This window comes from Arachnia propionica (genome assembly GCF_003932785.1).
Taxonomy (GTDB): domain Bacteria; phylum Actinomycetota; class Actinomycetes; order Propionibacteriales; family Propionibacteriaceae; genus Arachnia; species Arachnia propionica_B.
The window spans coordinates 109747-130696 of the sequence record NZ_RQYT01000004.1 but is presented as its reverse complement, the minus strand read 5'-3'; the positions used below and the strand labels follow the sequence as shown (position 1 = coordinate 130696).

The window sequence follows — 20950 nt, the reverse complement described above, 5'->3', positions numbered from 1 at the left end:
CTACAAAGTGCACCCCCGGCCCCCGCCGGGTCATGGCTGGGGCATGATGAGTCAGTGACCAAGGTGACAGATCCGACCCTCATCAACTCCGCCGTCGCGACTGCCCGCCGCTGGGCGAAGGAGTCCCTGCAGCATCCGGAGCCGCGCGCCGCCAGACTCCTCGCCGGGGTGCTCGCCCACCCCGACGGGCTGAAGTTCACCCTGGAGTTCGTCGACGGGGTGCTGCGGCCCGAGGACCCCGCGGTCGCGGCCCAGAACCTGGCCCGGTTGTCCCGGCAACCCGCACCCTTCCTGCCCGCGCCGTTGCGGGCCGGGCTGGGGATCGGCGTGCGGTCAGCCCCACGCGCGCTGCTGCCGGTGGTCCGGCGTACGTTCACCCTGCTGCTCGGCGACCTCGTCATCGACATCGGCAAGGATCCGGGACCCGCCCTGGCCCGACTGCGCGCCAGTGGTGCCAGCCTCAACGTGAACCTGCTCGGCGAGGCGGTCCTCGGCGACGAGCACGCCCACGGCCGCCTGCAACGCACCATCGACCTCCTGTCCCGCGACGACGTCGACTACGTCTCCATCAAGGTCTCCTCGGTGACCGGCCCACACTCCCCCTGGGCCCATGAGGCCACCGTCGAGGAATCCATGACCCGGCTGCGACCGCTCATGAGCCTGGCCGAGCGCACCGGCAAGCTGGTCAACCTCGACATGGAGGAGTACCGCGACCTGCACCTCACGCTCGAGGTGTTCGAGCGGTTCGCCCTCGAGATGCCCAAGCTGCGGCTCGGGCTGGCGGTGCAGGCATACCTGCGTGAGGTGTCGCTGCTGCTCAACCGGGTCGAGGCCGTCGCCCAGCGTCGCCACGACGCGGGCGGGGTGCCGCTGCGGGTGCGGCTGGTCAAGGGCGCGAACCTTGCGATGGAGCGCACCCTCAGCGAGATGAAGGGGTGGCCGAACCCCATCCATCCGTCGAAGATGATGAGCGACGCCAGCTACCTGGCCTGCCTGGACCGGCTCATCACCCCGGAATCGCTGGAGCGCCTCGAACTCGGCGTGGCCAGCCACAACGTCTACAGCCTCGCCACCGCCGTCGAGCTGGCGAAGGCCCGAGGCGTGCAGCAGGGGGTCCAGATCGAGATGCTGGCCGGCATGGCCGTACCGTTGCAGAAGGTGCTGCTGGAGGAGACGGGGTCGCTGCGGCTCTACGTCCCGGTGGTCCCGCGTGACGAGTTCGACGCGGCCATCTCGTACCTCGTGCGTCGTCTTGAGGAGAACGCCGCCCCGGAGAACTTCATGTCCGGGGCGATCGGGCTGGGCCGGGACTCGGCCTTCCTCGACCGCGAGGAGCAGCGTTATCGCGGCGCGATGGAGCTGGTCGACAGCCCCACCCCGACCGCGTGGCGGCAGCAGAATCGCGCCGAGTCGCCATTCTTCAGCAATGCCATCGACACCGACCCGGCGCTGATGTCGAACCAGACCTGGGCCGACGCGATCCGCGCCGCCCTGCCCTGCCCGGGGCTCGGCGAGACGACGGTGTCGAACGCGAAGGTCACGAGTTCGAAGGGCATCGACGAGGTGCTGGAGCGGGCCGTCAAGGCGGGCGTCACCTGGGCCGCCACCCCTGCGGCTGACCGGGCGGCTGCGTTGCGTCGGCTGGGCGCGACGCTGGAGGAGATGCGCACCGAGCTCGTGACGGTGGCGGCCGACGAGGTGGGCAAGCTCATCGACCAGGCCGACGTGGAGGTCTCGGAGGCCTGTGATTTCGCACACTACTACGCCGAATGCACCGAGGAGAGCGTGGCCGGGGCCTCCCATGTGCCGCCCTCCGTCACCCTGGTCACCCCGCCGTGGAACTTCCCGCTGGCGATTCCGCTGGGCGGGGTCGCGGCGGCACTGGCCGCCGGTTCCTCCGTCGTGCTGAAGCCTGCGACCCCGGCGCGTCGCTGCTCGGCGCTGCTGGCGGAGGCGTGCTGGCGCGCCGGGCTGCCCAAGGATCTCGTGCAGTTCGTGGTGCCGGGTGATCGGGCGCTCGGGCAGCAGCTCGTCAGCGACCCGCGGGTGGAGCTCGTGGTCCTCACCGGCTCCGCGGAGACTGCCCAGCTGTTCCGCTCCTGGCGGCCGAACCTGCCGCTCATGGCGGAGACGTCCGGCAAGAACGCCCTCGTCGTGACCCCGACCGCCGACCTGGACCTCGCCGCCGCCGATCTGGTGCAGTCCGCGTTCGGGCATGCCGGGCAGAAGTGCTCCGCCGCGTCGCTGGGCATCCTCGTCGGTTCCGTGGCCCGCTCGCGGCGGTTCATCGACCAGGTGGTGGACGCGACGTCCTCCCTCGTCGTCGAATGGCCGACGGCTCCGCTGGCGCAGATGGGGCCGCTCACGGAGGCTCCCGGCGAGAAGCTCCTGCGCGGCCTGACCCGTCTCGGCCCCGGTGAGCGGTGGCTGCTGAAGCCGGAACGGATCGACGAGCGGCTGTGGCGTCCGGGCATCCGGGTGGGGGTGCAGCCGGGCAGCGAGTTCCACCTCACCGAGTACTTCGGCCCGGTGCTGGGCCTCATGGCGGCGAAGGATCTCCGAGAGGCGATCCGCTGGCAGAACGGCACCGACTACGGGCTCACGGCGGGCCTGCACTCGTTGGACGCCGACGAGATCCAGCTCTGGCTCGACCGGGTCGAGGCCGGGAACCTGTACGTCAACCGCGGCATCACCGGGGCCATTGTGCGTCGGCAGCCGTTCGGCGGCTGGAAGCGGTCGGCGGTCGGGACCGGCGGCAAGGCGGGCGGCCCGAACTATGTGGCGGGCTTTGGGCACTGGGAGCCGGGCACCCTGCCGGTGCGGCCCGTCACCGAACCCAGGCTGGCGAGGCTGGTCTCCGGGGCGGTGACGTTGCTCGATCCGGCCGACCTGGATCGGCTGCGCGCGGCGGCGGCCTCGGACCAGCAGGCGTGGCGCACCGAGTTCGGCGTGGTCCACGACCCGTCGGCGCTCGACGCGGAGATCAACGCCTTCCGGTACCGTCCCACGAAGGTGACGGTCCGGGTGGAGTCCGACGACAACCTCGCGGTGCTGCGGGAGGCCTCGGCCGCCGTGGCGACGGGGGCCGAGTGCGTCTTCTCGTTCCGTGACGCCCCGGCCGAGGATCTGGCCGGGCTGCTGCGTGACCTCGGTCTCTCCGTCGAGACGCTGCCCGATGCGGCCTTCGACGATCGGATCCGGGGCCGGGTCCGGTACCTGGGTGAGCGGGACCTGCTGATCGCCGTCGGCGGGTCCATCGACGTGACGGTGCACGCCGGGCCGAGCCTGCCCCCGGGACGGCTGGCCCAGCTTCCCTATGTGCGGGAGCAGGCGGTGTCGATCACGAACCACCGGTTCGGGCACCCGACGGCGCTCACCGCGGACCTGCGGCTGTGACGGCCGACGGGGTCGATCAGAGCGCCCTCGACGACGCCGTCGTCGCCTTCTACACCGACGCCGACGAGGACTCCCGCATCCAGGGGAGCAGCACGAGTGGGCTGGTGGAGTTCACCCGGGTGCAACGTCTGCTGCGTGCGCGGCTTGAGCCGGGCTCCCGGGTCCTCGACGTCGGGGGCGCGACCGGCGTGCACAGCCGCTGGCTGGCGGCCGACGGACACCGCGTCACCCTCATCGACCCGGTGCCGCAGCAGGTGGAGCGGGCGGCCGGGATCGGCACCTTCGAGGCCCTCGTCGGGGATGCGCGACGGCTGCCCTTCGACGACGGCTGCGCCGATGCCGTGCTGCTGTTCGGCCCGCTGTACCACCTGGCGGAGCGGCAGGACCGGCTCGGCGCCCTCACCGAGGCGGTGCGGGTGTTGCGCCCGGGCGGCCTGTTGTTCGCCCAGGGCATCTCCCGGTTGGCCGCGCTCTCGACGGAGGCCGCCATCTTCGGGTACGGACAGCTGGACGCGGCGCTGTGGGAGCTGCTGCGGACCGGCCGGTGGGCCAGTACCGCCGGCGGATTCCCGGGCGGGCACTTCCACACCGTCGCGGAACTGCGCGACGAGGTGGCTGAGGCGGGCTGCGTCGTCGAGTCCGTGCACGGGCTGGAGGGTCCCCACGCGGGGGCGCTCGACCTCCTGGCGGCCGATGAGCAGGTCGCGGAGGCGGCGCTGGAGCTGGCGGAGCGGTTGGAGCAGCGGGTCATGGGGTCCCGGCTGGGCGACGCCGTCGCCGAATACAGCCCGCATGTCATGGTGGTGGCGCGTCGCGTGATTGACTGAGGTGATGAGGACCTTCGAGATCCGAACCCGGCTGCCCCATCCGGCAAGGGATGTGTTCGCCTGGCACGCCCGACCCGGCGCCCTGACCCGGCTCAGCCCGGCGTGGGCGATGCGGGTGGTGGCCGAGGCCAGCCCTCCGCTTCAACCGGGCACCGTCGCGCGGCTGCGGGCCGGGGTCCCCCTCACCCGCGGCCTCGTCCGGCTGCCCTTCGCCAGCCGCATGGAGGCGGGGCCGCAACCGATGTCCTTCGTGGACCGGATGGTCCGCGGCCCGTTCCGACGCTGGGAGCACACTCATCTGTTCCTGGGCGACGACGAGTGCGAGCTGGTGGATCACATCCGCTGGGAGGCCCCCTTCTGGATGCCCCGACGGTTGGTGAACCGGACCCTGGCCGCCACCTTCGACGCCCGCGCGGCGCGACTCCGCTCGGAACTCGACCACGCCGCGGAGCTCACGGCCCGGTTTCCCGGCGGGCTGCGGGTGCTCATGGGTGGCGCGTCGGGGCTGGTCGGCACGCAGGTCGCGGCGCTGTTGACGACGCTGGGGCACGAGGTGCGCCGGCTGGTCCGTCGGGACCCGCGTAGCGGAGAGGCCCGCTGGGACCCCGACCGCGGCGAGCTCGACCCGGCGGACGTGGCCTGGGCCGACGCCGTCGTCCATCTCGGAGGTGCGACCATCGGCCGCCGGTTCACCGCTCAGGGCAAACGGCTCATCCTGCAGTCGCGGGTGGACTCGACCCGGCTGTTGGCCGAGGCCATTGTGGCCCTGCCCGAGGCCGATCGGCCCGGGGTGTTCGTCTGCTCGTCGGCCACCGGGTTCTACGGGGCGAGGCGCCCCGGCGAGGACCTCACCGAGGACTCCACCTCGGGGGAGGGATTCCTCGCCGAGGTCTGCCGGGCGTGGGAGCGGGAGGCGGCCCGCGTCGAGGAGGTCGGGGTGAGGCGGGTCTCCGTCCGCTCCGGCGTGGTGGCCTCGACGCTGGGCGGCACGCTGCCGCTCCAGCTGCCGCTGTTCCTGCTGGGCCTGGGCGGCACCCTCGGCGACCCGCGCGCCCATCTGCCCTGGGTCTCCCTCGACGATGCCGCCCGCGCCTACCTCCGCGCCGTCGTCGACCCCGCGCTGCACGGCCCGGTCAACGCCGTCGCGCCGGAGCCCGTCACCCAGGCGGAGTACGCGGCGACGCTGGCGCGGCTCTGTCGGCGACCCGCCTGGTTGCCGGTCCCCCGGTTCGGGCCCCGGCTGCTGCTGGGCCGCGAGGGCGCCGAGGAGCTGGCCTTCGCGGACCAGCGGGTGGTCCCGGCGAGGCTGACCGAGGTCGGGTTCCGTTTCAGCCACCCGCACCTGGCGCAGGCCCTCGCCGAGACCACGGGACTCACAGCGTCCGGTCCCAGCGGAACAGGACGGTGCTGAGGATCCCGAAGACCATCGCGCAGCCGACGAGCACCGCCACGGACAGCCACGGCCAGGGCTCGCCCTGCCAGCTGGCCTCCACCAGCCTGGCGATGTGGTGGACCGGGGAGAACTGCATGGCCGTCCGCACCCCGTCGGAGAGCGCCGCGGTGGGGATGAAGGCCCCGGAGGTCATCATGAGCACGATCATCAGTCCGTTGCCGATGCCGGCGGCCGCGGCGACGCTGGGGTAGAGGGCGGCGAGGGTGTAGCCGATGGCCAGCATGGCGACGAGTCCCAGCGCGAGCGCGGCCACGACGAGCACGAAGTGGACCGGCCAGTCGACCCGGAAGACGAGGATCCCGACCAGCAGCGTGAGCAGGGCCCCGATCAGGCCGAAGCAGAACTGCACGGTGAGGTCGGCCGCGACGTAGGTGCGGGGCTTGAGCGGCGTGATCCGCAGCCTGGTCAGCGCACCGCTGGAGCGCAGCAGGAGTTGGTTCTGCGGCACCAGCATGATGCCGACGATGACGATCGAGATCACGGTCAGCCCGGGCAGCATCTGGTCGACGAAGCCACGCATGCCGAAGTGGGGCTGCGGGGTGTTGCCGAAGATGAGGCCCAGGACCAGCAGCAGGACGGGCGAGAAGACGAGGGTGAAGAAGAACCCGATGGGCTCCCTCAGCTGCGACTTCCAGAACGCGGTGGTGAGTTGCCTGTAGCCGCGCATGTCACTCTCCTTCCCTCATGCGCCGACCGGTGAGGGTGAGGAACACGTCCTCGAGACTGGGTTCCGACACGGTCATCGAGACGACGTCAATCCCGTCGGTGGTCAGGGCGGCGAGCACCTTGGGCGTGAACTGGCCGGAGCCGGTGACGACGAGCTCGTCGCCGTCGTCGGTGATGTCGGTGACCCCGTCGATGTCGGCCAGGACGTCGCGACGCACCGGGCCCGAGGTCCGGAGCCGCAGCACCGTGCCGCCGGCGTGGCGTTCGATGAGCTGGGCGACGGTTCCCTCGGCGATGATGCGGCCGTGGTCGATGATGGCGATGCGGTCGCACAGGGCGGCCGCCTCCTCCATCGAGTGGGTGGTGAGGATGATGGTGCGCCCCTGGTGTTTGAGGTCGCGCAGCACCTCCCAGATGGCGAGCCGGGCCTGCGGGTCGACGGCCGAGGTCAGCTCGTCGAGGAACAGCAGTTCCGGGTCGTGAAGGAGCGCCAGGGCGATGTGGACGCGTTGCCGCTGCCCCCCGGACAGCTTCTCGACGCGCGTGTCGGCCTTGCCGCCGAGGCCCAGCTCGGTGAGCAGCGCCTCGATGTCGCGGGTGTGCTCGTGGAAGGAGGCGAAGGTGTGCAGGGCCTCCCGGACGGTGAGCCGGGGGATGATCGTCGATTCCTGGAGCTGGCTGCCCACCCGGACGGTGAGCTGGTCGCGGTCGCGGATCGGGTCGAGGCCGAGGACCTCCACCTGCCCGGAGGTCGGGCGGTCGAGTCCCTGCAGCTGGTTGAGCAGCGTCGTCTTGCCGGACCCGTTGGGGCCGAGCAGCCCGAAGATCTGGTGGGGTTCGACGGCCAGGTCGACGCCATCGAGGGCGGAGACGTCCTTGAAGTGCCGGTGGACGTCCCGGCAGGTGACGGCGCTCATGACTCGGGCTCCGGCTTCGGGGGCATCGCAGCCATCATGTCGTTCAACGCGGAGGCGGGAAGAATGGCGATCCCGCGGGCACGGTCGGCCAGGAGCAGCACCTGGTCGCCGGGTTGGAAGCCGAGGAGGTCGCGGGCCCCCTTCGGGATGACGATCTGCCCCTTGGGGCCGATGGTGAGGGTCGCGGCGAAGCGCCCCTCGACGGGGGGAAGTCCTGCCTGGTCACCCATGACAACTCCTATCCGTTGGACTTGGTAGGAATAGTAATACTTTTCTTACCAGGTTGCACCCTCTGCTCGACACCTGCGAGCGGAGTTGCTTGTTGGAGACTCCGACGCTTGCTACATTTGCTGCATCTGATGCAGTTGCTTCAGATGATGAGGAGCGATTCCATGACGACAGTTCTGCATGCTGCAACGGTGACCCGCGAAGCTGTCCACCAGGTTCACTCGCTGGCGGACCAGCTGGGCAACAGCCCGCTGTCCGCTGCGTTGCTCCACTTGGTGGACGCTGTCGAGCGTGGCGTTGATGTTGCACTGTTCGATGCCGACAGGGAACTGTCGCCGAACGAGGTCGCGGAGATCCTGAGGGTCTCTCGCCCCTACGTCGTGAAGCTCATGGAACGCAACATCCTGGCGTTCCGCATGGTGGGGACGCACCGCCGTGTCGCGATGGCTGATCTGATGGACTACATCCAGCGCCACGAGCGAGCGAACGCCCACATGAGTTCCGTGGTCGCCAACCGTGCGCAGTCGATTGCCGAGTCGATGGATGAGGCCGCGGTACTCACGGATGAGGACCTCGCAGAGCTGGCCTCACTCGACTGAGTACCGCCGCCGGATCAGATCGACAACGAGCTGAGCCGCTGGCCATCGTTCCTCACAGGCAGGACAGATCGGCAGACCACAGCCATCGTCCTTGGTGGGGACGAACCAGAAACCACAGACTGATCGAACGGACCGGCCCTGCACCACAGCCCGCGTCAGTCCATCACGATGCACGTAGTGCAAGTGGGTCGGCGTGATCGCCTCGTCGGGGATGCCTACTTGGGGATCGTCAAGTTCGGCGGCCGCAACAATCTGAGCCAGCTTGGCGTGACTCACGGTGAGCCAAATGCTCATGTTTCCGGCCAGATCATAATGAGCATCGATGCCGGACTGGTCACTCTGAAGGACTGGGAGAACTTCTTGCAAGGCTGCGTCAACCGCTCGCTGGGAGGGGCCGGAGCATCTCAACTCCATGGTTGCGATGCTGGAAGAGGTCGCGAGGCCCGCGCCATCGCTCAGGGCGTCAGGCTGCTCATGCTCCTCGAACCGGATGGTCAACCGTGCTGTTTCCGTTCGGGCTGGGGGCGCCTCCAACTCGACATCGATCGATTCGTCCTGTTTCAAGGCCGCTGCGATACCCACGATGACGGAATTGACGATGCCTCGACGCCAGTCGAACTCCAGTGCGGCACGCTCTTCCCGGGCTCGAATCTTGTAGTCCGCCTTGGTAGGCATCCTCCCGGACAAGGGCGCCACCTTCGTGTCTTGCGACACTTTTGCCGAGAGTGCGCCTGCCACGCTGGCATGGAAGTGGTCGTGTTTGGCTGCATAAGTGAGCCAAGGATCTCCCACGTCGTCTCTGACGACGGCACCGCGCCAGCCTGCACCGGATCGGTCTCGCACTTCATAGACTGGCATCCTGGCTGCTCTGGAGGCTTCGGCATGACGGTCCGGGGTCCGGTCAGGGAAGAAGGTTCGCGCGTTCTCCAAAAGGGGTTGCTCAAGGTCGTACAGGCGAACGTCACGCTTCGGGTCCTGAACGAAGAGTTCGATGCTTGCACGTTGTTGCTGGTCGCGAAATGTCTCTGCTGGGAGCGCCTTCAGGACGCGGTATGTTCGGCGCGGTTGCCGCTGTCCATCAGTGAATCCCATCTCTGCTCCTCATGAACACCTTGTTGGCTCACCCAGCCAATCGAGGGTGTGCCACATCCAGGACTTGTCGTGAAAGTCGTCTGCGAGGCCCCATGACCCGAACCACCCGCTTCCGACGAGGTCGCCACGACCCCGTTCCGCTGTCCGCCGATGCCCTGAACCTGCGCTACGTCGACTCGCCGTCGTCGATGGTCGCGGTGCTCACCCTGGCCGGGTTCACCGTGCTGCTGTCCTGCGGGGGCGTGTGGGGGCTGGCCCGAACCGGTGGTGGCCACGTCGCGGCATGGCTGGCCCTGGCCGCGGGCCTGACGCTGGCCGCGTTGACCGCGTGGCTGGGCTCCCTTCGGATGACGGTGAACGCGACGGGCTTCCACCTGTGTGCGCTCTCCCGACGCAAGGACATCCCGTGGCCGACCTCCCGGCGGGGGCTCGCCAGCCGCCAGATCCCCCTGCGGGCCGGTCTGGTCCAGACTCACTGCCTCGTCCGGCACGACAAGGGACCCGTCTGCATGATTCCCGGACTCATGCGCGGCGGCTTCGACAGGGCGGCCCTGCGGCAGAAGGCCGAGGCGGACCTTGACCGCATCTGGGACTGGGGACTACGGAAGGGTTACGTCCGCGCCCCTTGGTGATGGGCCTCCAGCCATGGATCGACGAGGCCGTGGAACAGCTGCGGGTCGTCCCGGCGGATGCAGTGGCCCACCCTGTCGAGGTACTCGAACCGCACGACGTCGTTGGCGAGGATGCCGGGATCGCAGCGGAGGTCGCCGTCGGCTGCCCACAGCACCAGCGTCGGCACCCGGAGGGCGTTGAACACCTCGGCAGGGTCCACCTGCCCGAGCTCGCCGTGGCGGAGCATCCCTTGGTCGACCTCGGGCTTGCACGCCGCCCACGCCTCCAGTTCCGCCTGCGACCAGGAGGTCTCCGCACGCATCCGACGCAGCTCCGGCTCCGGGTCCGCGGCCACCGTCTCGACGTGCTCCACCCACCCCGCGTTGGAGCCCGGGGCCAGGATCGGGCGGTCGCAGATGGCCGGATCCTCCAGCACGAGGCAGGTGAACAACTCGGGGCGGCGCAGCGCCGCCTCGGCCGCCACCCGGCCCCCGAGGGAGTGACCGACGACGGCGACCGGCCCGTCGCATCCCTCCGCCACCGCGATGAGGTCCGCGACGAGGGGTTCCATCAGGCGTCCCATCTCGTCGGGCGCGAACCGGGGGGAGCGGCCGTGGCCCCGCTGATCCACGGCGAGCACCCGCCACGACCCCCACCACCTGGCGACGGCGTCGGGCCAGGCCGCGCCGCTGTCGGTGAGGCCGTGGAGGAGGATCAGTGGCGGCGCCTCCGTGGGGCCGTGCGCGTGGATGTGAACAGCTTCGTCGCTCATGGGGGTTACCGTAGCGCCATGGCTGCGACACGACCCGAAGCACCCACGAAGGCGGACGAGGAGGGGACCCTGCTCGGCTTCCTCGACTTCCTGCGCGCCACCGTCGCCATGAAGACGGCCGACCTCACCGATGAGCAGCTGCAGACCCTCCATCCGTCCTCCGCCATGACCCTCGCCGGGCTGGTGAAACACCTGGCCTTCGTGGAGGCCTACTGGTTCATCGCGGTGCTCTCCGAGCGGGGGCTTCCCGAGCCCTGGGCGTCGGTGGACCGGGCGACCGACCCGGACTGGGAGTGGGTCACCGCCGCCGAACACACCGGAGCGGAGCTCCACGCGATGTGGCAGGACAGCATCCTGCGGTCCCGAGTGGCGTGGGCGGAGTTCCGGACCCGCAACGACCTGACCACGACGGTCCCCCACGGCGACGAACGCGTCTCCGCCCGCTGGCTGCTGACCCACATGATCGAGGAATACGCCCGCCACTGCGGCCACGCCGACCTCCTCCGCGAGGCCATCGACGGGGTCACCGGCGAGTGATGACGTGTCGACGCCGTCGACACGTTTCCAGGACGTGTCGAAATTTTCGCTTTTCTTCGACACATTGGCCGGACATGGTTACGCTGCGTACATGTGGTTGCATCCGGAGCGTCCCCACCAGGATCTCCCGCCCCTGCCGCCCACGCGGCCGGTGGAGAGCGTCGCCGTGCTCAAGGCGACGGTCTCAGCGGGTCGGGCCCTGGCCCGGCTGGACGGCGCCTGCAAACGACTCCCCGACCCCACGATGCTCATCAACCTGATCCCTCTGCTGGAGGCGCAGGCCTCGACGGAGATCGAGAACATCGTGACCACCCATGACGAGGTCTTCCGGGCTGCTCACTACGACTCTCCGGGCACAACCCCGCAGGCCAAGGAGGCCCTGAGGTACCGGGAGGCCCTCCACCACGGGTTCGACTCACTCCGGGTGCGACCCGTGACCACCCGCACCGCCCTCGACGTCTGCACTCGTCTCCAGGGCAAACCCGCCAGGATCCGCAACACGCCGGGCACCTACATCGGTGGGTCACGCAGTGGCACCAGGGTCTACACCCCGCCGGAGGGCGAAACGGTCATTCGCGACCACCTGGGCGCCTGGGAGCGGTTCATCCACGCCTCCCACGGTCTCGACCCGCTCGTGGTGATGGCGATGGCCCACTACCAGTTCGAGGCGATCCATCCGTTTTACGACGGGAACGGCCGGACCGGCCGGGTGCTCAACCTGGTGCTGCTGGTGGAGCAGGGACTGCTGGAGCTCCCCGTGCTGTACCTCTCGGGCCACATCCTGCGTCACAAGGACGAGTACTACCGGCTGTTGAACGACGTCACCCGGCAGGACGCCTGGGAGGAGTGGCTGCTGTTCATGTTGGCCGCGGTGGAATCGACCGCGGACTGGACCCTCGGGCTCATCGACACCACCGACGAGTTGCGGCAACGGTTCAGCACGAGCATCCGCGCCACCCATCCACGACTCCCCGCCGCCGATCTCACGGAACTGCTGTTCCGGCAGCCCTACCTGCGGATCGAGAAGGTGGTCGAGTCGGGTCTGGCCCAACGCCAGACGGCAGCGAAGTGGCTCACCGAGCTGGCCGACAGCGGACTCGTCGTCAAGGAGAAGGTGGGGCGAGGCGTCGTCTTCATCAACAAGGAGCTGCTCGACACCCTCTTCGAGACCCCACTACCCGAGTGACCCCGGGGCGGAGCGGCTCGTCATCCTGCCAGGTCGCGGGCGAACTGCTGGATGAGTTCCGCCACCTGCTCCGGGTGGGTGAGCGGCGCCAGGTGAGTGGCCCGCGGCACCGTCACCAGCCTCGAGGAGGGGGTGAGGCGCTGGTAGGCGCGTTCGTTGAGGCGCATCTGGTCGAACTGGCCATTGATGAACAGCACCGGGCAGTCGACCCGGGTCATGAGGTGGCTGGGGCAGTCGTCGATGACCGACTGCCACGCGGCCGGGAGCACGGCATAGGCATCAGGGGCCGGGAACTGATCCTCACTCAACCCCAACCTTCGGGCGACGGCGTCACGGACCCGCGCGAGCCTCGCGTGGTCGACCTTCCCGACCAGCCAGGCATAGGCGCGGTAGACGACGGCCAGCGGGCTGCGCGGATCCCCCGTCGCCCCGATGAGAATGAGCCCCGCCAGCACCCCGGGGTTCCGGGCAGCGTGGAGCGAGGCCAAGTAACCGCCGAGGCTGTGTCCGGCAAGGAAGACCGGCTGCCCAGTGGCACGCTGTGCCACCGCCTGCTCAATCGCCCGGATCGCGGCTCGCGTGGTGAACACCTCGTCCCCCCGTCCGCCGTGCCCGGGCAGGTCGACAGCGACGACGTCACAGTCCGGCAGCAAATCGGCGTAGCCACCCCATTCGTCGGCGCTCGACAGGGAGCCGTGCACCAGCACGAGGAGAGGTCTCATGACTTCACGATACCCACCTATGCGGGGCACCCGTCCATCAGATCACCCGCCCCCTCAGCATTCGGCGACATCATTGGGGGACGAGGGCAGAATGTACGGCAGGAAGGGGACCGACATGAGCAAGAAAGGAGACATCGTGCTCAACGTTGACCCGGGGCACCTTGTTCCTCACGACTCAATTCCACCCCTACCACCAACTACTCACGCCGGCCGATCGAACTGACCGGCCCGAACCTTCACGGCGGGTCAAGCCGCGTAGGTGGTGCGGAACAGGGGGTTGTCGTCAAGGCTGGCCAAGCCGTCGAAGTAGGCCTTGTTCACCTTCGACAGTTCCATCGCCTCCACCACGTCGACGGGATCGGTCCCCGAGCCCCTCCAGTAGGTTTTCAACGGCTTGTCCTCAGGGTCGAGACCGTACCAGATGTACACCGCAGCCTGATAGTGACCTCCGAGGAAGAAGGGGACGTACGGGGCATAGTCGGTGAACTGGAGACCGGCACGGCTGGCCCGCACCCACTCCCCGATGTAGGCATTGGCATCGGTGAACAGCGTGAGTCGAGCCTGACGCGCCGACTGCTCACGTTCGTCGGCATACCTTCCCACCCTCTCCTTGGCACGGGCCTGCTCGGCCCGGATGAGGGGCCGAGCCTGCTCGGTCACGGCTGCATCCACCCCAACCTGCTCCAGGTCCAGCGAACGAGCCTCCGCATTTCCCTCGGCCTTGAGCACCGCGAGCAGGAACCGCAACAAAGCGATGTTGCGTACGACGTGATGCCTGTCAAGGGCATCCAGGATGGGCGTGACACTGTCGAACTCGTATCGCTGCCGGTACTTCAAGCCCATCACCTGGGCCTGGTAGTGCCGCTCCCGCAGATTGAACACACGCAGCCAGATGTTCAGCTCACGGTAGTGGGCAGCCGCGTCAGCAGCTGGCACGAAGTGCACTCCGAGCTCCGGTTCCAACCGGTACGGAGCAGGCGACGGCGTGGCCGTCGGCCTCGGGCTGCGACGCGTCGCCTCGGCGAGCGAGGCCGGGAGCACCGGGGCCATGGCAAGACCAACGGCTCCGGCGAGGACGAACCTGCGAGACTTCATGGTACGACTCCTTCAAGGTCTGTACAGCACGTCGCTGTTCTGTATCCCATCCTCACGCCCACCTGGTTGAGAACTCAAGGGATTTTTCGGATCCTATTGACCGCCTATCATGAGGCGCATTCAGGGAGCGGCGAAGCGCCTAGACAGAGCCTCTTTGGCCGCCCACCCTTCAAGCCTCGATCTTGACCTGCCCTTGACATCAACTCATGACCGGGCCGTGCATGACGAGCTCAATCCACGAACGGGTGGTCGGTGTCGATGTGGACACCGGAGGGTTGTTCAGGCGGGCGGCCAAAGTGGCTCTGGCCAAGCACTTCACCGATCCCTGAACAAACCTCCGGGACAAGACAGGCGAAACCACGTCAAGGCAGGCGAACCCACCGCGGTCACGAAGCGACGCCCTGGCGGGTCGTGCAGCGGGAGGATGGACGCCGAGTCAGGGCAGCTTGGAGGGCGCGCGGACAGGGGGATCGTGACGAGGATCGTCACGATGGCCTCTTGGCGAGGCGGACGACGAGGAGCGCACTGGATCGTGGCAGTCGAGGAGGTCCGCGGTCAGGGAGCACCGGGGCGACCGCAGTGGATGCGCCCATCCGCGCGCCCTCCTGGAGGCTTCCGCTGAACAAGCCTCCGAGTCCGAAAGCGGTGAGTCCGTTGCCGAGCCGGGCCACCCACTGGGCGACCCAGATGACCATGAAGGCCCGAAACCTCACAGCCGTGGTGACGTCAGGGGCCATGGACGGTGAGGGCATCTCGGACCTCCCGGGGACGACGCGTCGAACTGACGTCCCGACGCTACCCCATGCCGGGAACCGACCCACCTCACCCACTCACCCAATGCGCCGTCGTCTCCACCGCCGGTCGAGCCGGGCCCGAAGCCTGCGGAGGCCCCGCGGGACTCCCGCCCAACTCAAGTCCCGGCACCGGGCACCAAGGGGCTCACGCCGGACGGTGCGCTGGCGCGCACCGTCCGGCGTGAGCAGCGGAGAAGAAGGGCGTCAACAACACCTTTCAGTAGGTGCTCCTCACGAGCGGGTTGCTGTCAAGGCTGGCCAGGCCGTCGAAGTAGGCCTTGTTCTGGTCGGACAGGCGCTTGGCCTTGGCGACGTCGATGGGCTCGGTCCCCGGCTCCTCCCAGTAGAAGGCCACCGGCTTCTCCTCCGGCTGCGGGTACAGCGAGGCGTACATCGCCATCTCGAAGTCGCCACCCAGGTAGAAGGGGACATAGGGAGCATGGTCGGTGATCGGGGTCCCGGCCTCGCTGGCCCGCAGCCAGGTGGCGATGAAGGTCTGCGCCTCGGTGAACAGGGCGAGCCGCGCCTGACGAGCTGCCCTCTCGCTCCTGCTGCGGTACCTCTTGACCTTCGCCCGGGCATCGGCGTACCCGGCCTGGATGAGGGGCTGAGCACTGCGGGTGACGGCGTCCTCCACGCCGACCTTCGTCAGGTCCAGTGCCCGGGCCGCCTGGTTGCCCTCTGCCGCGAGGGTGGCGAGGAGGAACCGCAGCACGGCGATGTTCCAAGGTCCCTGATGGCGTTCGACGGCGGCACGCAGATTGCGCTGCTGCACCGGGGAGGCCGCGACGTCGAGGGCCTGCACCTGAGCGCGGTACTGCTTCTCCCGCAGCTGGAGAACCCGCAACCACGTGCCGAGTTCGCGGTAGTGAGCGGCAGCGTCAGAGGCGGGTGAGAAGTGGATCTGCAGCCTGGAGTCGACCTTGTAGACGGCTGACGGGCGCGACGTCCGTGCCTCGGCGGGCAGCGCGGTCAGGATCGGGGTGGCGGCCAGGCCGAGGGCCGCGGCGAGGACGGAACGACGGGACTTCATGGTGATACTCCTTGTCGGATTGGTGCAGCACACCGTTGTTCTGGAGTTCCGACCCTACGCCCATTTAGTTGACAGTTCAACGGTTTTTCGGCTCCAGACCCCCATCCCTTTGGCCGACGAAACCGGAGGAATCGACCTCTCAGTCCACGAACGGGTAGTCGGTGTAGCCGCGCTCCCCACCGTCGTAGAAGGTGCCGGGGTCAGGAGTGTTCTCGGGCAGATCCTCCCGCCAGCGACGCAGCAGGTCAGGATTGGCGATGAGTGGCCTGCCCACGGCGACGGCATCGGCGAGATCCTGCGCCAGGATGCCCCCGACCTCCTCACGACTGCTCGGGGAGGCGAACCCGGTGTTGATGATGAGCGGCGCGGCACTGGCCCGCCGGATCTCCTGCACCAGGGCGCTTCCCGGCTCGGGATGCAGCACGTCGACGAAGGCCAGCCCCAAGGGCGCGACAGCCGCAGCGAAGGTCGCGTACGTCTCCCGCGTCGTCTCCGCATCCGACTCGTCGATGCCTTGGATACTGTTCCCCGGTGAGAGACGGATGCCGGTCCGCTCTCCCCCGACCGCTTCCACCACCGCCCGGGTGACCTCGATGGCGAACCGGGCCCGCCGGGCGGGGGACCCTCCCCAACCATCGCTGCGCAGGTTCGTCGAAGGGCTCAGGAACTGGTGCACCAGGTAGCCGTTGGCCCCGTGCACCTCGACGGCGTCAATCCCGGCCGCGACGGCACGTCTGGCCGCGTCGGCGAACCCGCGGATGACCTCCCAGATCTCGTCCTCGGTCAGGGCGTGGGCGGTCGGCGCCTCCACCTTCCCGCCCGGCAGCCGTGCCGGCTCGGGGCCCGCCGTGGCACTGGCGGACACGACCCTCCCGGTCCCCGTGAACTCAGGATGGGACAGCCTGCCGCCATGCATGATCTGCATAGCGATCCGGCCTCCCTCGGCGTGAACGACCGACGCGACACGCCCCCACGCCTCCGCCTGATCGTCGTCGGCGATGCCGGGCTGCCCGAGCCAACTACGTCCCTCCTGCACCGGCCAGGTGCCCTCGGTGAGGATCAACCCCACCGAAGCCCGCTGCCGGTAGTACTCGACGACGGTGTCATCGGGGATGCCATGGGTCCCGGAGCGCAACCGCGTCAGCGGCGCCATGACGAGACGGTTGGGTAGATCGATGCCCCCCATACGGACGGGGGTGAGCAGGGTGCAGGTCACGAAACGCCTCCTTGAGTTCCGACCGAATGCTATCTGGTCGGACCATGGTGTCGTCCACTCCGGTCACGAACCGGGTGCACCGATCCGATGGAGCGACCTCAGCGCCGGAGCCGTCGCACCAGCTTCGCGATCTCCTCCGCCCACAGCACCACCGAGCCGAGCCCGATGGCCAGGAGCCAGTGATGACCGTCGAGGGCAACGGTGCCGAAGGCTGTCTGGAGGAGAGGCACATGCACCACCGCGACCTGCAGCAACGCGGCCACCACGACCGACAGCCACAGCCAGCCGTTGCTGAACAGACCGTTGAAGGCCGACCGGTCCTCGGAGCGGGAGTTGAAGGCGTTGAACAGCTGCATGAACACCAGGGTGGTGAAGGCCATCGTGCGGGCGGTTTCCAGGGAATCCGTTCCACCCGGGACGAGGCCCCCTGGCAGGGACAGGTCGAGGGCGAACAGGGTCACCAGCCCCATGACGACACCGGTGAAGACGATCCGACGCCACATCGCCTTGTCGACAATGCGCTCGCCAGGGTGGCGGGGCGGACGGGCCATCACGTCGCCGTCCTCCGGATCCACCCCCATCGCCAGGGCCGGCCCCGAGTCGGTGACCAGGTTGATCCACAGAATCTGCGCCACCAACAGCGGCACGGCCAGCGAACTGCCCGCGGCGGCGTCGGACAGCCCGATCACCCCGGCGAGGACGATGCCGAGGAACACCGTCACCACCTCCCCCATGTTGGAGCTGAGGAGGTACCGCATGAACTTCTTGATGTTGTCGAAGATGCCCCGCCCCTGACGGACCGCCGCGACGATGGTGGCGAAGTTGTCGTCGCCGAGGATCATCGTCCCGGCCTCCTTCGTCACCTCCGTGCCGGTGATGCCCATCGCAACCCCGATGTCGGCGGACTTCAGCGCCGGGGCGTCGTTGACGCCGTCGCCGGTCATCGCCACGACCTGCCCGCCGCGCTGCAACGCGTCGACGATACGGATCTTGTGCTCTGGCGCGACCCGGGCGAAGACGGACACCCGGGCGACGGCCTCGGCGAAACCCTGTTCGTCGAGGGAGTCCAGATCGGCGCCGGTCAGCGCGGGGGCTCCCGGGGCGACGATGCCGAGGTCCGCTGCGATCCGGGCGGCGGTGACGGGGTGGTCGCCGGTGATCATGACGACGCGGATGCCGGCGCGGTGGGCGGCGGCGACGGCGTCGCGGGCCTCGTCGCGGGCGGGATCGATGATCCCGACGACACCCACGAGCACGAGCCCCTGCTCGGATTCCGGCCCCACCTCGACCTCCAACGCCTCGACCTCCCGGTAGGCGACCCCCAGGCTCCGGTAGCCGTGGGAGTTGAGGCGTTCCACCGTCGCCGTGATCTCGCGACGGGCCTCGTCGTCCAACGGCACGACCTCCGTCCCGACGCGACGGGCGACGCAGCGCTCCAGCAGCACGTCGGGGGCGCCCTTGGTGATGAGCCTCGGGGCGGCCAGTTCCGGATGGGCGGCCAGCACGGACATGAGTTTGCGTTCCGAGCTGAAGGGCACCTCCGCCTGCCGTTCGGCTGCGGCGACCCGGTCGACGAGTCCCTGCACCTTGTGCTGGGCGACGAGGAAGGCCGCCTCGGTGGGGTCGCCGGTGATGCCCCAGTTCCCGTCGTCGTCGCGGGCGAGACCGGCGTTGTTGGCCACCGCTCCCCCAGCCAGGGTGAGGGTGACCTCGAGCAGCGCCGCGGGGGCGGGATCCCCGAGCACCTCCCCCTCGGGCGAGTAGCCGGTGCCGCTCAGTTCCACCTCGCCGGAGGCGGTGGCGATGACTCGGATCGTCATCTCGTTGCGGGTGAGGGTCCCGGTCTTGTCGGAGCAGATCACCGACGCGGATCCGAGGGTCTCGACGGAGTGGAGGTCCTTCATGACCGCCCGGCGGGCGGCCAGCTGCTGCACACCGATCGCGAGGACCATGGACAGGATCGCCGGGAGCCCCTCCGGGACCGCGGCGACCGCCAAGGAAACCCCGATGAGCAGGATCTCCACCGCCTCGGAGACCGAGCCGGGCCGGTTGAGCAGGAAGAGCACCACCATGACCACCGCCGCGATGCCGAGGACGACGAGGCCGAGCATCCGGGTGAGGGAGGCGACCTCCCGGTCGAGCGGTGAGGGGTCGGTCTCCGTCTCGTCGAGCAGCGTCGCGATGGTGCCCATCTGGGTGTCCATGCCCGTGTCGGTGACGACGGCCCGCCCGACCCCGTGGACGACGGCGGTGCCCTTGAAGACCATGTTGGCGCGGTCACCGACCGCAACGGGGTGGTCGATGACGGCCGGGTCCTTGTCCACCGCCTCCGACTCCCCCGTCAGCGACGCCTCCTGCACCTTCAGCCCCGTCGCCTGGATGAGTCGGGCGTCGGCGCCGACCGCGTCGCCCTCGGCGAGCAGCAGCAGGTCACCGCGGACGAGTTCACTGGAGGGGATGACCCGCTGCTGGCCTCCCCTCAGCACGGTGGAGGTGGCGGCGGTCATCCGGGCCAGTGCCGCGACGGCCTGCTCCGCCCGCCCCTCCTGGACGAGCCCGATGGCGGCGTTGAGCACGACGATGGCCCCGATGACGATGACGTCGATCGGGGCGCCGTGCCCGCCCTCGAAGATCCACGCCACCAAGGAGATGGCCATGGCCACGAGAAGCAGCGTGACCAGCGGGTCGCGGAACTGGGCGAGGATGCGTCGCCACAGCGGCACCGGTGGCTTGGCCCGCAGCTCGTTGGGGCCGTCCGCGGCGAGCCGGGCCGCAGCGACCTCGACGTCGAGCCCCCGGGCCGGATCGACGTCGAGACCGGTCAGCACCGCGTCGACCTCCAAGCGGTGCGGCTCCGCCAGCCGTGTGGTGTTGATGGTCATGACTGCCCCTCTCCCCCGGTCCTGTCCCTCCATTACACACGCCCCGGCGAGACCTGTCCCCGCGAGTTGGGGCGACGGTGTTGAATGGGGACATGACGAGTTCACCGATCATCACCCTGAACGACGGCGTCCAGATCCCCCAGCTCGGCCTGGGCACGTGGCAGATGACCGACGACGAGGCCACCGCCTCGGTGTCGAAGGCCCTGGAGGTCGGCTACCGGCACATCGACGGGGCCGCGATCTACCGCAACGAGGTGGGTGTCGGCCGAGCCATCAAGGAGTCAGGTCTGCCCCGTGAGGAGATCTTCCTCACCACGAAGCTGTGGAACGCGGTGCAGGGCCGCGACCTGGCCCGTTCCGGGCTGGAGCGGTCCCTGGAGAAGCTCGACCAGGAGTACGTCGACCTCTACCTCATCCACTGGCCCTGCCCCGCCAAGAACCTCTACACGGAGACGTGGGAGCAGCTCATCGACTTCCGCTCCGAGGGGCTCGTGAAGTCCATCGGTGTGTGCAACTTCCTGCCGGAGCACCTTGACACCATCGTCGACGAGACGGGCATCACCCCGTCGGTCAACCAGATCGAGCTCCACCCGACCTTCCAGCCCGACGACCTCATCAGTCACTGCGCGGACCTCGGGATCACCATCGAGAGCTGGTCGCCGCTCGGTCAGGCGCAGGACCTGGAGCACCCGAGCGTCGTCGCCATCGCCGAGCGGCTGGGCGCGACCCCGGCCCAGGTGGTCATCCGCTGGCACATGGACCGTGGCTTCGTCGTCATCCCGAAGTCGAGGACCCCGGAGCGCATCGAGTCGAACTTCAAGGCCCTGGACATCACCCTGACCGCGGAGGACCGGGCCGCCATCGACGCGCTCAACGTCAACAACCGCATCGGTCCCGATCCGGCGACCCTCGACGCCTGACCC

Annotated in this window: 18 protein-coding genes; 8 read left to right on the top strand and 10 right to left on the bottom strand. The window is 69.0% G+C overall.

Going from position 1 to position 20950, the window contains the following annotated elements:
- The first annotated feature begins 54 nt into the window (after nt 1-54).
- The 3 genes from EII35_RS03495 to EII35_RS03485 are packed head-to-tail and all read left to right on the top strand — an operon-like array spanning nt 55 to nt 5634.
- Nucleotides 55-3396: a bifunctional proline dehydrogenase/L-glutamate gamma-semialdehyde dehydrogenase gene (locus EII35_RS03495; RefSeq protein ID WP_260464992.1), complete on the top strand. Its 3342-nt coding sequence runs from the start codon at nt 55-57 to the stop codon at nt 3394-3396.
- Entirely contained in the window at nt 3393-4223 is an 831-nt protein-coding gene (locus EII35_RS03490) for a methyltransferase domain-containing protein (protein ID WP_125227076.1), read from the top strand. The genes EII35_RS03495 and EII35_RS03490 overlap by 4 nt, the downstream gene beginning before the upstream one ends.
- A 4-nt stretch (nt 4224-4227) precedes the next feature.
- Nucleotides 4228-5634, top strand: coding sequence for a TIGR01777 family oxidoreductase (locus EII35_RS03485; RefSeq protein WP_125227075.1), 1407 nt, complete (start codon nt 4228-4230; stop codon nt 5632-5634).
- Here EII35_RS03485 and EII35_RS03480 read toward each other — a convergent pair.
- The 3 genes from EII35_RS03480 to EII35_RS03470 are packed head-to-tail and all read right to left on the bottom strand — an operon-like array spanning nt 5597 to nt 7489.
- Nucleotides 5597-6343, bottom strand: coding sequence for an ABC transporter permease (locus EII35_RS03480; protein WP_125227074.1), 747 nt, complete (start codon nt 6341-6343; stop codon nt 5597-5599). The two genes, EII35_RS03485 and EII35_RS03480, sit on opposite strands and share 38 nt — an antisense overlap.
- Nucleotide 6344: 1 nt before the next feature.
- Nucleotides 6345-7259 carry an ABC transporter ATP-binding protein gene (locus EII35_RS03475; protein WP_125227073.1) on the bottom strand — a complete coding sequence of 305 codons (915 nt, stop codon included), beginning with the start codon at nt 7257-7259 and terminating at the stop codon, nt 6345-6347.
- Nucleotides 7256-7489, bottom strand: a complete 234-nt coding sequence (locus EII35_RS03470; protein WP_125227072.1) for an AbrB/MazE/SpoVT family DNA-binding domain-containing protein — start codon at nt 7487-7489, stop codon at nt 7256-7258. The genes EII35_RS03475 and EII35_RS03470 overlap by 4 nt, the downstream gene beginning before the upstream one ends.
- 162 nt (nt 7490-7651) lie before the next feature.
- Between EII35_RS03470 and EII35_RS03465 the strand changes: the two genes are divergently transcribed.
- The gene (locus tag EII35_RS03465) at nt 7652-8086 is read left to right on the top strand and encodes a helix-turn-helix domain-containing protein (RefSeq protein WP_125227071.1); all 435 of its coding nucleotides are present in this window, start codon (nt 7652-7654) and stop codon (nt 8084-8086) included.
- Here EII35_RS03465 and EII35_RS03460 read toward each other — a convergent pair.
- Nucleotides 8075-9178: a DUF3039 domain-containing protein gene (locus EII35_RS03460; RefSeq protein WP_125227070.1), complete on the bottom strand. Its 1104-nt coding sequence runs from the start codon at nt 9176-9178 to the stop codon at nt 8075-8077. The genes EII35_RS03465 and EII35_RS03460 overlap by 12 nt on opposite strands.
- A gap of 92 nt (nt 9179-9270) precedes the next feature.
- Here EII35_RS03460 and EII35_RS03455 point away from each other — a divergent pair, with 92 nt between their 5' ends.
- A complete protein-coding gene (locus EII35_RS03455) occupies nt 9271-9810 on the top strand; it encodes a hypothetical protein (protein WP_125227069.1) in 540 nt (179 codons plus the stop codon).
- Here the strand turns inward: EII35_RS03455 and EII35_RS03450 are convergent.
- Nucleotides 9789-10562, bottom strand: a complete 774-nt coding sequence (locus tag EII35_RS03450; protein ID WP_125227068.1) for an alpha/beta fold hydrolase — start codon at nt 10560-10562, stop codon at nt 9789-9791. The genes EII35_RS03455 and EII35_RS03450 overlap by 22 nt on opposite strands.
- An 18-nt stretch (nt 10563-10580) precedes the next feature.
- On the opposite strand from EII35_RS03450, the gene EII35_RS03445 reads away from it, so the two are divergent.
- Complete coding sequence (locus EII35_RS03445; protein WP_125227067.1) at nt 10581-11099, top strand: DinB family protein; 519 nt, start codon at nt 10581-10583, stop codon at nt 11097-11099.
- A gap of 91 nt (nt 11100-11190) precedes the next feature.
- Entirely contained in the window at nt 11191-12285 is a 1095-nt protein-coding gene (locus tag EII35_RS03440; RefSeq protein WP_185744136.1) for a Fic family protein, read from the top strand.
- A gap of 20 nt (nt 12286-12305) precedes the next feature.
- Here the strand turns inward: EII35_RS03440 and EII35_RS03435 are convergent, their stop codons facing one another.
- From EII35_RS03435 to EII35_RS03410, 5 genes are all read right to left on the bottom strand, one after another.
- Complete coding sequence (locus EII35_RS03435) at nt 12306-13007, bottom strand: alpha/beta fold hydrolase (protein WP_125227065.1); 702 nt, start codon at nt 13005-13007, stop codon at nt 12306-12308.
- 246 nt (nt 13008-13253) lie between these two features.
- Nucleotides 13254-14102 (bottom strand): hypothetical protein, encoded by an 849-nt coding sequence (locus tag EII35_RS03430; protein ID WP_125227064.1) that lies wholly within the window; start codon nt 14100-14102, stop codon nt 13254-13256.
- Nucleotides 14103-15113: 1011 nt separating this feature from the next.
- A complete protein-coding gene (locus EII35_RS03420; protein WP_125227062.1) occupies nt 15114-15929 on the bottom strand; it encodes a hypothetical protein in 816 nt (271 codons plus the stop codon).
- 139 nt (nt 15930-16068) lie between these two features.
- Entirely contained in the window at nt 16069-17145 is a 1077-nt protein-coding gene (locus EII35_RS03415) for an alkene reductase (protein ID WP_260464991.1), read from the bottom strand.
- A 98-nt stretch (nt 17146-17243) separates the two neighbouring features.
- Entirely contained in the window at nt 17244-20027 is a 2784-nt protein-coding gene (locus tag EII35_RS03410) for a cation-translocating P-type ATPase (protein ID WP_125227061.1), read from the bottom strand.
- Nucleotides 20028-20119: 92 nt separating this feature from the next.
- Between EII35_RS03410 and EII35_RS03405 the strand changes: the two genes are divergently transcribed.
- Nucleotides 20120-20947: an aldo/keto reductase gene (locus EII35_RS03405; protein WP_125227060.1), complete on the top strand. Its 828-nt coding sequence runs from the start codon at nt 20120-20122 to the stop codon at nt 20945-20947.
- Nucleotides 20948-20950 lie beyond the last annotated feature (3 nt).